Raw genomic sequence first — 12477 nt, forward strand, 5'->3', positions numbered from 1 at the left:
GGATAGTGTCGGTAACATCTATCCTGGCGCATCGCGACGCCGATTTGGAGTGGGGAGGAGACCATCCCATCTCGGAACCCACCAAAAAAACCAAGAAAGATCATAGCTGTAATTTTTCGTGGTTTTAGTGGATTTAGTGGCTAAAACCTTTCCCCGCTCACCCTGAGCCTGTCAAACGGTCACCACGAGCCTCCCGAAGGACCACCCTGAGCTTGACGAAGTGGACCTGTCGACGGGCCGCGTTTTCCGGGGCTAAAGAAATTTTCCGGGGCGCCCCGTTCGCCCTGAGCCTGTCGAAGGGCCGTGGATTCCGCGGCTAAAAATCAATAACCCTGCGCCCGCATGGCCTCGACCACCCTCACCGCATCCACGGTCTCGCGCACGTCATGAACCCGTATTACCGATGCGCCTTTCATGGCCGATATTGTGGCGACTGCGAGGCTGGCCGGCAAGCGTTCGTCTACCTCGCGCCCGGTAATCTGCCCCAGCATGGTCTTGCGGGACATGCCCACCAGCAGAGGGTAGCCCAGCACCCGCAGCTGCTCCAGCGTGGCCAGTAGCTGCAGGTTGTGCTCCAGGGTCTTGCCGAACCCGAAGCCAGGGTCCAGCAGGATGCTCTCTGCCGGGATGCCGGCGGCTTCACACACCCTCACACGGTCCATCAGGTAGGTGGCCACATCCCTTATCACATGGCGGTATTCCGGTTTTTCCTGCATGGTTCCGGGAGCGCCTTTCATATGCATCAGGCACACCGGCAAGCCGGTTTCCACGGCGGCCTCCACGGCACCCTCCCGCTCCAGTGCCCGGACATCATTGACCAGGCCTGCCCCGAAGCGCGCGGTTTCCCGGATAACCGAGGGTGTGCTGGTGTCTACGGAAATAACCGTATCGACCTCACGGGCAATGGCTTCCACCACCGGGCAAACCCGATCCAGCTCTTCCTGTTCAGATACCGGCGCCGCACCGGGGCGGGTGGATTCGCCACCCACATCCACAAATGTGGCACCACTGGCGACCATCTCCCGGGCACGCTGGACCGCAAGATCCACTGAGTTATAGCAACCGCCGTCAGAAAACGAATCCGGGGTTACATTTACAATCCCCATGACATGGCAAAGCCCCATGTCCAGCTCACGCCCGGCGAACGTCATCTGCATAGCAAAACCTGCCTGATTCAATGTAGAGAGAAATAATACGAAAAGAACGGGTCCGACTGAAACAAAAGCGCCGCCCTCTCAGGCGGCGCTTTTATTCTACGGACGTTACTGACAGGCGGTCAGTGCTCGCCTGCAGGCTGCCCGGCAGAGCCGGTGTCACGACCGTCGTTGTCGGACAGGGTGCCGGTTTCAGGCTGGTCAATGGTCACACCACCACCGGAGCCGTCACCCCAACCCTTGGGCGGACGCGGAGAACGGCCTTCCATGATGTCATCGATCTGGAAGCGGTCGATGGTTTCGTACTTCATCAGGGCTTCTGCCATCAGGTCCAGCTTGTCCCGGTTTTCTACCAGGATCTGCTTGGCCTTCTCGTAGCAGGTGTCGATGATGTTGCGCACTTCCTCATCGATACGCTGGGCCGTCTCCGGAGAGTAGACCGTATGGCTCTGACCGGCACTGCGACCCAGGAACGGCTCTTCGCTCTCGGTATCGTACTGCAGCGGGCCGAGCTTCTCGGAAAGCCCCCACTTGGTGACCATGTTACGGGCCAACTGGGTGGCACGCTCGATGTCGTTGGAAGCCCCTGTTGTCACGCCCTCAAAGCCCAGGGTCAGCTCCTCGGCGATACGACCGCCAAACAGGCTGCAGATAGAACTGATCAGGTAACGCTTGGAGTGACTGTACTTGTCCTCTTCCGGCAGGAACATGGTCACACCCAGGGCACGGCCACGGGGAATAATGCTCACCTTGTACACCGGGTCGTGCTCCGGCATCAGCCGGCCAACAATGGCGTGGCCGGACTCGTGGTAGGCCGTGTTGAGCTTTTCTTTCTCGTTCATGACCATGGACTTGCGCTCGGCGCCCATCATGATCTTGTCCTTGGCCAGCTCCAGCTCTTCCATGGTGACCAGGCGCTGGTTGCGACGGGCCGCAAACAGCGCCGCCTCGTTCACCAGGTTCGCCAGGTCAGCACCGGAGAAGCCGGGGGTACCACGGGCGATCACCGCCGGCTCGATACCGTCAGCCAGGGGCACCTTTTTCAGGTGCACCTTGAGGATCTGCTCGCGACCAATGATGTCCGGCAGGCTGACCACGACCTGGCGGTCAAAACGGCCGGGGCGCAGCAGCGCGGGGTCCAGCACGTCCGGACGGTTGGTAGCAGCGATGACGATAACGCCCTCGTTGCCCTCAAAGCCATCCATCTCCACCAGCAACTGGTTCAGGGTCTGCTCACGCTCATCGTGACCACCGCCCATGCCAGCGCCACGATGGCGACCCACGGCGTCGATCTCATCGATGAAGATGATACAGGGGCTCTGCTTCTTGGCCTGCTCGAACATGTCACGCACCCGGGAGGCACCGACACCCACGAACATTTCCACGAAGTCGGAACCGGAGATGGTGAAGAACGGCACCTTGGCCTCGCCTGCGATGGCCTTCGCCAGCAGGGTCTTACCAGTACCCGGAGGACCCACCATCAACACGCCCTTGGGAATGCGGCCACCGAGACGCTGGAACTTGCTGGGATCCCGCAGGAAATCCACCAGCTCCTTCACGTCTTCCTTGGCCTCATCACAACCTGCGACGTCACCAAAGGTGGTCTTGATCTGATCCTCGCTCATCAGGCGGGCCTTGGACTTGCCAAAGGACATGGGGCCCTTGCCGCCACCGCCGCCCTGCATCTGTCGCATAAAGAACACGAACAGCGCGATGATGATCAGGATGGGGAACGCGGCCACCAGCAACTGGGTCCACAGGCTCTGGCGCTCTGGCTCCTTGCCGATAATTTCGACATTGTTGCTGAACAGATCGTCCATCAGACGGTTGTCCGGAATTGGCGGACGGGTCGTCTCGAAGCGCGAGCCATCGCTGCGCTGCCCTTCAATGTTGAGTCCGTCGATAGTGACCTGGCGCACCTGGCCCTGCTCCACCATCTGGACGAATTGGGTATAGTTGACCTGCTGACCGGTGGTCGTCGGAGTGAAATTCTGGAACACCATCAGCAGTACGGCTGCAATTATCAGCCACAAAACCAGATTTTTAGCCATATCGTTCAAGGATCATCACCTGTGAATTGCAGGGCAGCCGGGGCCTGAGCCACAGCGGCCTGTTATCGGTTACCTTACACCAATTGTACGTGCTACCACCAGAAACCGGTCATCCGCGAAAACCCTTGCACACCTGGTACACCTCGCGGGACCTGGCACGGGACGAATCCGGCTTGCGGCTGACCACTGACGAGAACGAACGCTTCATGTCCGCCAGCAGCGAATCAAAACCTTCTCCCTGAAACACCTTGGCCACAAACACGCCCCCGGGGCGCAGCACTTGCGTGGCCATATCCAGCGCCAGCTCCACCAGCGCCATGGCACGCGGAATATCCGCGGCGGGGTTACCACTCATATTGGGGGCCATATCTGAAATCACAATGTCTACGGGCCGATCACCCAGAACTGACATCAGCTCATCGAACACCGACTGCTCGGTAAAGTCGCCCTGAACGAAGTCCACACCGGCGACCGGATCCATGGGCAGGATGTCACTGGCAACCACGACGCCCTTGTCGCCCACCTTTTCAACCGCCACCTGCGTCCAGCCACCCGGCGCTGCGCCAAGATCCACCACCGTCTGGCCAGGGCGGAACAGCTTGTCTTTCGTATCCAGCTCGATCAGCTTGTAGCTGGCCCGCGAGCGATAGCCATCCTGCCTGGACTTCTTGACCCAGGCATCGTCAAAATGTTCCTTCAACCAGCGATCACTGGATTTCGAGCGCGCCAAGGTGCCTCCCGGGTAAAACTGTAAGTGCAATCGCCCATCCAACAGACGGGCTTCTCTGATATCATGCCGCGATTATACGGCCTCGGGGCCTCGATTTCTCCCGACTGTCCGCTACTATCTTTTAATAGCACCGATCAAGAGACTTCATAATGAGCCTTTCGTCTGCCCAGCGTCGCGAATACCGCGCCATCGCCCACAACCTGAAGCCCATCATTATTATTGGCGACAAGGGCCTGTCCGAGGGCCTGATGCAGGAGCTGGACCGGGCCCTGGATGACCACGAGCTGATCAAGGTGAAAGTGGCCAGTAACGACCGGGACGCCCGCGCCGAAGTAATTCAGGAGCTGTGCAGCCAGTCCGGGGCCGAGCTGGTCCAAACCATTGGCAAGATTGCCATCGTTATGCGTCGCGCCAAGCAGCCCAACCCCAAACTCAGCAACCTCTCGCGCTGAAACCCTCCCGGGGCTGACACTGCCTGAAACCACATCCTTGCCACGGACGGCACGCAACCACCGATAAATCCCCGCCCTGCAAAAACCGTCTATCCAAAAAGTAACATTGGCGCTAGGATACGGTTAAAAACCAATCAAACCTGTTCGAAGGATCGAAACCATGAAAACCGCTCACCGGTTCCTGGCCGCTGCCGCCACATCTTTCATCCTCGTATTCACCGCAGGCTGCAGCAGCTCCGACGACACCAATTCCGAAGCGGCCGGTCACATCACCCGCGCTGAAACCTACGCCGACCAGGGCCAGTACCGCTCAGCCATGCTGGAAGTCCGCAACGCCATACAGAAGGATCCAGGCAACGTGGACCACGTACTGGTGCTGACAGGCATATACAACAGCTTCGGCGCCGGAGCACAGGCCACCGAGCTGCTGGAACCCTGGCAGGAGGACCACTCTGATCTGGTGACCCTGCCCCTGGCCCGGGGCTACATCCTGCAAGGCAAGCACCTGTCTGCCCGCGAAGCCCTGGATGGCTTCCAGCCCCAAAATGACTCCGCACAGCGAGAATACGACTACCTGAAAGCCGAAAGCCAGCGACTGGCGGGCAATACCGGGCAGGCCCTCAGACAGTTACGAAGCCTGCAGGAAAGCCACCCCGCCGACGCGGAAATCACCACTGCCCTTGCCAAGGCCATGCTGGCGAGCGGTGAGGCCGATGCCGCTGTAAATACCCTGAACCAGTGGACCGAACAGAACGGCGAGAATGCCGAAGTGCTCTACCTGACCGGCCTGGCCCATTACCGCATGGGTAACATCGACGAAAGCACCCAGGTACTGACCGATGCCACCGCGGCAGTCCCTACGTCGGACATATTCCTGCCAGTGCGCCGCAGCATCCTCACCCTGCTTTCCCGCAGTCTGACAGAGCAGGGCCGCATCACCGAAGCACAGGTTTACAACAAAATACTGGCGGAGAACACCAGCTCGGATACCCGGGAGCGTGCTGAATCGGCCATCGAGGCCATCCAGCGGGGCGACCTGTCCACCGCTCGCACGACCCTGGAAGAGTTGCTGCAGCAAAACCCGGATAACGAACGCATTGCCATGATGCTGGGCGCCCTCAGCCTGCAGGAAGGTCGCACCGGTGACGCCGAGGCCCTGCTGGCCGGCAGTATTGATGCAGAAACCACCCCAACGCCGTTTATCCGCGCCGCCACCATTGCCCAGATCGACAGTGGCAAGCGCGAAGAAGCCCTGACCACCCTGGCCCGGGCCATCGAAGCGCGCCCCAATGACTTGGAACTACTGGCCATGCATGGCATCCTGGCGCTGTCACTGCCCGATCATACCGATACCGGTGTTGCCAGTCTCAGCAAGGCCCTTGAACTCGACCGCTCCCGTTCCCGCCTGCACCTGGCCCTGGCCCGCCACTACCAGCAAGAAGGCCAGACTGAACAGGCGCTTGCACAAATGCGAGTCGCCTTTACGGAAACACCCACTGACTGGTCCGTCACCCAGAGTTACCTCGCCCTGTTGCTCAATACCGACCGTGAGACCGAGGCGAAGGAAGTTGCCGAGTCCTTGATCAACGGCTTCGCTGACGAACCCCAGGCCGTCACCCTGGCAGCCATAACAGAGCACCGGCTTGGTGAAACCGAGGCGGCGCGGACACGCCTGGAAGACCAGGTTGAGGCCATGCCCGAGAACCTGCCTGCACTGGCCGCGCTGGCTACTATCTACCAGAGCGAGGGAGAGTATCAAAAAGCCACCGACACCCTCGTGGAGGCAGCCTTGTTGCAACCTGCCAATCTGAACCTGCTGCAGGCTGCAGGCCGGGCCTACGCCCAGGAACATGCGCCGGGCGAGGTTGTGTCCTGGCTTGGGCAGACTGCCGAAATACATGAAGAGCTGGCCACCAGCAGCTATATCCTGGCCGCCCAGATCCTCGTACAACAAGGCAAGCTGGAAGAGGCAAGCGAGCTCCTGGTCCAGGTACCGGAAGACCAGCAGACCGAGCAGTCTGAAACCGTCAAGCTTCAGTTACTGGTTGCCGAGGCGGAACAGGCAGCCCGTGCGGAAAACTGGTCCACAGCGAGGGCCAGGGCCGGCGAAGCAGCGTCGCTGCGCCCGGAAAATCTCAACATTGCCCTGATACCGGTGCGCATTGCTGCGGCCGAGGGCAAACACGACGAGGCCCTGGCCACGCTGGATGAACTGGAAGCCACTCACGGCGAACATGCGGCCACTGACCTCGCCCGCGCAAGCCTGCTGGCCTCAAAGAGCGGCAATGAATCCGCTGCCTTTGAACACCTGGACAAACGCTGGCAGGAAACCGAAAACCCGGCGCTGCTGCCCAGCCTGGTCAACCTGGCCAAGCGCCACTCCCCTGCAAATGTTGCCGAGCTGACGGACGCCTGGGTGGAAGCCTCACCGGAAAACCCGGCCGCTCACCTGAGGCGCGCGGAACACCAGATGGCCAATGGAGAAGACAGTGAAGCCATTGCCAGCTACGAAGCCGCCCTCGGCCGCCAGCCAGACAATGCCATTGCCCTCAATAACCTGGCCTGGCTGCTGCGGGAGCGTGACCAGCAAAGGGCCATCACCCTGGCCGAACAGGCCCGGGACCTGGCACCGCAGAGCCCGCCCATCCTGGACACCTACGGCTGGATACTTCACTTGGCCGGACGCAATAAAGAGGCCAAGCCCGTGCTGGAAGAAGCACTCGCGCTGGCGCCGGACAGTGAAGAGATCAAGCAGCACCTGGAGACCGTGAACCAGGCGCTCTAGCCAAGCTGACTATTCTCACTCGTCCTCCGTCCCTTTGCAGCTACCCGTTGGCTGAGGGGGGGATGAACACTAACCGTAATGTAACGTGCCTTCGTTTTATGCCGCGTCAGTTTTTTTGACACACTAGTTTGTTAAATTTTGTCATATGGCGCGATAAGCGCCCGACACCAATTTTTCTGCGTCGGTTTTCTTTACACCTCCCAAAAAACAAACCTATCTTATTGTTTTTTTATTGATTTAAAAGATGGCCCGGATTTCGCTTTGTATTAGTGGCACCGGGCAACACCCCGGTTACGTTAGCCAAACCATTCGTGAAGATGGGGCGGAAAGCCAAGAGTCTCACAGAGACAGCCTGGCTGCATGGAACGCCACAAGCAGTTGGAGGTTTATATGGACTTGTAACAACTTGGACTGAGTGTCGCGCTTACCGCGATGGCATTCTCAGTTGCCGCGACACCGCAGTATACGGGGTAGCACCCAAGTCTCTGGTGAACTTGCGTTGACTGAAGGATTTGGATACTACCTTTGGAACGATTCTTCTAATCCTCCCAAATGGAGCATCCGGTGGACGGGTGATGGTGCTGACGGCTCAATTGCTGAATGGGACGGAAGTATTGGCTTTGTCAACGAGTCACTGGGTAACCTACGACGAAATTTCGTTCGAAGGCAATCATAATAGTATTGGCGTATAAGATCAGGGCTAGTCTGGAACCGATCTCGGCGGAGATTCGCTCTTGGAATGGGTGGCATATACCAATACGACGGGGGGGGGGTACGACGGACTCGACTTTACCATCAGCAAAGGTTATGAACTCATGGAGTTCAAGCTTAACTCCAATCTGCTCAGTTACCTGAGCGAACAGGAGGTATTGGAAGATCCGGGCGTCAAGGGAAACCACATCTATAGCGGCCCGAAATATGAAACTCCGAACGTCCTTATTAAAAAGAATGGGCGGCAGCAATTTGAAGTTGCCGTATCATAGCCCGGCAACTCTAGCCCTGCTTGGCCTAGCCTAGGTGCTGCCCGCCGGCGCCAGGCGTAACAGCCACCATGCCCGGACCTTTCGGGCAACACGCAAAGCCGGAAGCCTAACCGCTTCCGGCTTTTTCCTTGCACGTCAACAAACTTTACACAAACTACCCCCTCCGTTCTCGGCCCCAACGTAACTCATTGATAAAATTAACATAGAAAAATTGGCCCGATCCCTGCTTATCCAAAGTTGCTGGACCTAACCCAACTGAAAAAAGGAAGCGCAGCAATGATCAACAAACTTGGACTAACCCTTGCCGCAACTGTACTCTGGGCATCAACGGCCTCCGCTGGGGTGATCGTTGATACTATTGAGCAAAGAGTCAAACTGAACACCTTTCAATATCATAGCTACACCCACGACATCAATGATAACGGTTTCACTCTCGGCTCCGCACTCAGCGGCACACTGGAGATCGGCATTGAGGACGACCGGCAAGGCTGGAACGAACTCCAGCCCGAGTGGATCGTCTTCACCATCGAAGAGTTCGACTTTGACACTGGGTACTTTACTTTCGGTGATGACTTTAGCAACGACCTGCAAGTGGAAGCGCTCGCCGCCTTAAACGCTGACGGTTTGCTAGATGTTACTGTTACGTCTATGTGGGGTGACTTTTACGTCAGGGACTCGGTCCTGACTGTGATGACCGAAAACGTTCCCGAGCCGGGTACCCTTGCCCTCTTGGGTTTAGGGTTGGTGGGTCTTGGCGCAGCACGCCGTCGCAAGGCCTGAGTCTAGCCACTTCTGTGGCCCAGTTGGTACCAGGAAAGCCGGGCTAATCCCCGGCTTTCTTTTTTGCATTGCGTCAGCTTTATTAACACTTGACCACAACTCACAATTGGTTGCCATCAGGCATGATTAATATCAGAACTCAGTCCAAATAAAGTACTCAGCATATCAGCTAATATTCCGATACAGTAAGTGTACTTGTAACGCCCCTTGGCCTCACCGAACTCCGCGCCTCGAGGCGCTCCTCACGAAACGCAGTAGAGCAGATGATGTTAAGGAAAACACTGGACCAGTTCCCCCTTTCACGCCCCTACCTGATCGTGACGGCGATCGCCGTTGCCCTGTTCTGGCCAACCTGGTTCCGGCTGGTGGGCGAGTGGCTGAAATGGGAGCAGGTGCTTGCCCACGGGCTGCCCACGTTTGCCATCTTCATCGGGCTATTGCTGATCCACCCGCCCGCTCCCACTGACCGCCCCACACAACGGGGCTTTCCCATCGCTGGCAGTCTTGCACTCATTGTGACCGTCGCCGCCTGGGCACTGCTGGAGCTGGTGCGCATCGATACCCTGACCTACCTGATGCTGCCGGCGGGTTTGCTTGCGCTGGCATGGGCACTGCTAGGTTTTCGGGCGATGCTTCGTTTCCTGCCCTATGTATTACTGTTCGGGCTTTCCCTGCCGATATGGTCAGATCTTGTGCCCTACCTTGTGGTACTGGCTACCACAGTCGTGACCAAACTAGTATCCGGCATGGGCATCACCGCCCTGATAGAGGGCGCCAACATCACCCTGCCATACGGCCGCCTGGTGATCGCTGATGGTTGCTCCGGCATTCGCTATTTCGCCATTTCCATTCTGCTGGCGATGATGATGGCCATCCTTAATGACTTTCGCTGGAAGGGCTGGGTTGCTGCCATAGCCGTCGGCGCCGGACTGGCGCTGGTGGTTAACTGGGTACGCATCACCGCCCTGGTGGTTATCGCCGACCAGAGCAATATGGAAAGCAGCCTGGTTGCAGACCACGAAACCTTTGGCTGGGCCATCTATGCGGCCTTTGTCATACCGGTCATGTGGCTGGCGCCTGTACGGCGCCGCTCCGGAGTGCCGCCTGGCCAGGCACCCCGCCTTCTGGGCAAAGGGTTCGCCGTGGTCGTTGCAGCGTTCCTGATTGGTCCTCTGGGCATCAGCCTGGCCCATTCACGGGCAACGGACAGCCCAACCTGGACGCTGACATTGCCTGGCATGACCGCTGTGCCGTCAGAATCACTCCCGTTGCCACTGTCTGTGCCTGAACGGCTTGCGCAGCAGGCGTGGAGTGCTGGCCCCGGGACCTGGGTCTACCTGGCCCAGGCTCGCAAGGAGAGTCGAGAAGACAAACTGGTACCCTACCTGCCGCCACGGGTGCCAGGAGGCACCTGGTTTCGCACTGACCAGAGTGCCGATTACGGCAGCGATATCCGTATCCATCAGCACCTGAGCGAAAGGCGTCAGGTGGTGATCGCCGAACGGTTCCAGGTGGGCAGTTACATGACGTCGAGCTACACCAGGGCCAAGCTGTTGCAGATACCCGCCACCCTGTCCGGTGAGAACCGCTTCGCGCTCATTGCTGTGCAGAGCACCTGCGCACCAAGGAGCTGCAACAGCGCCGTGGAGCGGGTCCGGTCCACACTGCAGAACCTGTCCCTGGAGCCAGCCCGCTGAAATGTCTGCCAGCCTGAAGGTACTGAAGAGCGCCGGCCTGCTGCTAGGCATCCAGGTTGTGCAGCGGGGCCTGGGCATTATCAGCACCCTGATCCTTGCACGCCTGCTGGCGCCGGAGCATTTCGGCATCATCGCACTGGTGACCATTGCGCTCCAATTCTTCGAGTTACTGGTGGAAACGGGCAACCAGCAGTACATCGTCCAGAAGGAAACCCTGGACGATGAGGACCTCAACACCGCCTGGAGTATGGACATACTCATCAAGTCGTCCATCGCAGTGCTGGTAATCGCCTCCGCCCCGGCCCTGGCACGTTGGTTTGAGGAGCCGCTGCTCACAGCCGCCCTGTCCGTCGCAGCCCTGGCGCTGCCCATCCGTGCCCTGAAAACCCCGGGTATGATGCGGCTGGCGAGGGAGATCAACTACCGCCCGCTGTTCCGGCTGACCCTGTGGCAGAAGGGGTTATCGTTTCTCACCGTTATCAGTATTGCCTTTATCCACCCAAGCCACTGGGCCATCATCGCGGGCAACCTGGTCTCTGCTGCCATCCTTGCCGCCGGCTCCTACAAAGTGGACCACCATCGACCCCGCTGGACACTCAGCCGCTTCCGCCAGCAATGGGGGTTTTCGCAATGGTTACTGATGCGCGGTATCGTGGGGTTTACCCGGTCCCAGATCGATAACCTGCTGGTGTCGAGGTTTTTCGGGACCAGCCAACTGGGTGGTTACAACCTGGTGCGGGAGGTCAGCTTATTGCCAGCCTTATCGGCCATTATTCCCATGAGCGAACCTTTATTGGCGGCCATTGCAGAGGGTAAGCGCTCGTCGGAGATGCTCGCCTACCGGATTCGCATCAGCCTCGCGTTAATGATAACCATTCTTACTCCGGTGGCGACGTTTATCATGTTGTACCCGGAATTAATCATTCACGTACTTCTGGGAACTCGATGGCTGGAATATGCCTCACTTCTGGAGCCTTTCGGACTCTTCTTTTTCAGCTTCTGCCTGTTTGCTCTCATCAGCAATGCCATCATTGCACAGGGAAGAGTCAAGTTCCTTTTCTGGTTTGACCTGGTGTCAACCGTATCCATCCTGGCATTGCTACTGTGGTTCGCCACGGGCAGCCTGTCCGACATGGCCTGGTGGCGTGGGTGGCTGGCCATAGCCACCACCATTGCTCTGCTGGCGGCCCTGGAGCGACAAACCGGATTTAACATTGGACGATTACTGTTCCTCGCTCTGCCCACGGTCCTGGCATCCGCAGTAAGTGCCAGCCTGACAACATATCTGGAACTTCCCTGGGAAACACCGCTGATTGACCTGCTTGTCCGGGGAACGGTTTTCGTTCTCTTGGCCGGGGCATTGATCGTAGGATTGGCCTTCCTACTCCTTCGCGGAACATCCGAGTGGTACCAGCTGGCGTCGATGGCCCGGTCAGTGCCAGGACTCACATTCAGGAGACGGTAAAGAATTCACAAAGCCCCGACGCCTGGTGCAAACTCCCGAGCGGTTGCGCCGGAAGTTAACTCAGACATCAAAGAGCCCCTTTACGCTCAATACACGCCTGCAGGTCTCCGACACACTCCATTTGCTCCAATTCTCTCGTACCCAGTGTAATTCCAAACTCTTCCTCAACCGCAAAAATGAGGTTGATATGATTCAGTGAGTCCCATTTGTCGATATTGTCCGCTGTAAAATGGCTTTCGACCTTGAGTGATTCATCATCGAATACCGAACGAAAAACCTGCGCCAACCGCTCATCAATTTCCATCTAGTGTCCCGTTTGGTTAATTCGCTGATCTACTGAGCCACTGAGAGCCTTGAGAGCTAGGCGCGGTGGCGAAGGT

The 12477-nt window shown here is 58.2% G+C and carries 9 protein-coding genes, 1 pseudogene and 1 riboswitch; of the genes and pseudogenes, 6 read left to right on the forward strand and 4 right to left on the reverse strand.

Going from position 1 to position 12477, the window contains the following annotated elements:
- Positions 1-323 precede the first annotated feature (323 nt).
- The 3 genes from folP to rlmE form a co-directional block, all read right to left on the reverse strand.
- Complete coding sequence (gene folP, locus MLC59_RS18680; protein WP_248237119.1) at positions 324-1157, reverse strand: dihydropteroate synthase; 834 nt, start codon at positions 1155-1157, stop codon at positions 324-326.
- Positions 1158-1276: 119 nt separating this feature from the next.
- On the reverse strand, positions 1277-3214 hold the full coding sequence (ftsH, locus tag MLC59_RS18685; protein WP_248237120.1) for an ATP-dependent zinc metalloprotease FtsH: 1938 nt from the start codon (positions 3212-3214) through the stop codon (positions 1277-1279).
- Positions 3215-3314: 100 nt separating this feature from the next.
- Entirely contained in the window at positions 3315-3935 is a 621-nt protein-coding gene (gene rlmE / locus MLC59_RS18690) for a 23S rRNA (uridine(2552)-2'-O)-methyltransferase RlmE (RefSeq protein ID WP_248237121.1), read from the reverse strand.
- 149 nt (positions 3936-4084) lie between these two features.
- Between rlmE and yhbY the strand changes: the two genes are divergently transcribed.
- The 6 genes and pseudogenes from yhbY to MLC59_RS18720 all read left to right on the forward strand — a co-directional run bounded on the left by yhbY (position 4085) and on the right by MLC59_RS18720 (position 12097).
- Positions 4085-4387, forward strand: coding sequence for a ribosome assembly RNA-binding protein YhbY (gene yhbY / locus MLC59_RS18695; protein ID WP_248237122.1), 303 nt, complete (start codon positions 4085-4087; stop codon positions 4385-4387).
- Positions 4388-4547: 160 nt separating this feature from the next.
- Positions 4548-7172 (forward strand): tetratricopeptide repeat protein, encoded by a 2625-nt coding sequence (locus MLC59_RS18700; protein ID WP_248237123.1) that lies wholly within the window; start codon positions 4548-4550, stop codon positions 7170-7172.
- 289 nt (positions 7173-7461) lie between these two features.
- Positions 7462-7536: riboswitch (cyclic di-GMP riboswitch) on the forward strand.
- Positions 7537-7906: 370 nt separating this feature from the next.
- Positions 7907-8155 (forward strand): hypothetical protein, encoded by a 249-nt coding sequence (locus MLC59_RS18705; RefSeq protein WP_248237124.1) that lies wholly within the window; start codon positions 7907-7909, stop codon positions 8153-8155.
- A 699-nt stretch (positions 8156-8854) separates the two neighbouring features.
- Positions 8855-8935 (forward strand): annotated as a pseudogene (locus MLC59_RS20220) (PEP-CTERM sorting domain-containing protein); the annotation flags it as partial.
- Positions 8936-9198: 263 nt separating this feature from the next.
- Positions 9199-10632: an exosortase/archaeosortase family protein gene (locus MLC59_RS18715; RefSeq protein ID WP_248237126.1), complete on the forward strand. Its 1434-nt coding sequence runs from the start codon at positions 9199-9201 to the stop codon at positions 10630-10632.
- Between the two features lies 1 nt (position 10633).
- Positions 10634-12097 carry an oligosaccharide flippase family protein gene (locus tag MLC59_RS18720; RefSeq protein WP_248237127.1) on the forward strand — a complete coding sequence of 488 codons (1464 nt, stop codon included), beginning with the start codon at positions 10634-10636 and terminating at the stop codon, positions 12095-12097.
- A gap of 67 nt (positions 12098-12164) precedes the next feature.
- Here the strand turns inward: MLC59_RS18720 and MLC59_RS18725 are convergent, their stop codons facing one another.
- The gene (locus MLC59_RS18725) at positions 12165-12401 is read right to left on the reverse strand and encodes an acyl carrier protein (protein WP_248237128.1); all 237 of its coding nucleotides are present in this window, start codon (positions 12399-12401) and stop codon (positions 12165-12167) included.
- Positions 12402-12477 lie beyond the last annotated feature (76 nt).

It is taken from the genome of Marinobacter bryozoorum, from assembly GCF_023156245.1.
In the GTDB taxonomy this organism is placed as follows: Bacteria; Pseudomonadota; Gammaproteobacteria; order Pseudomonadales; family Oleiphilaceae; genus Marinobacter; species Marinobacter bryozoorum.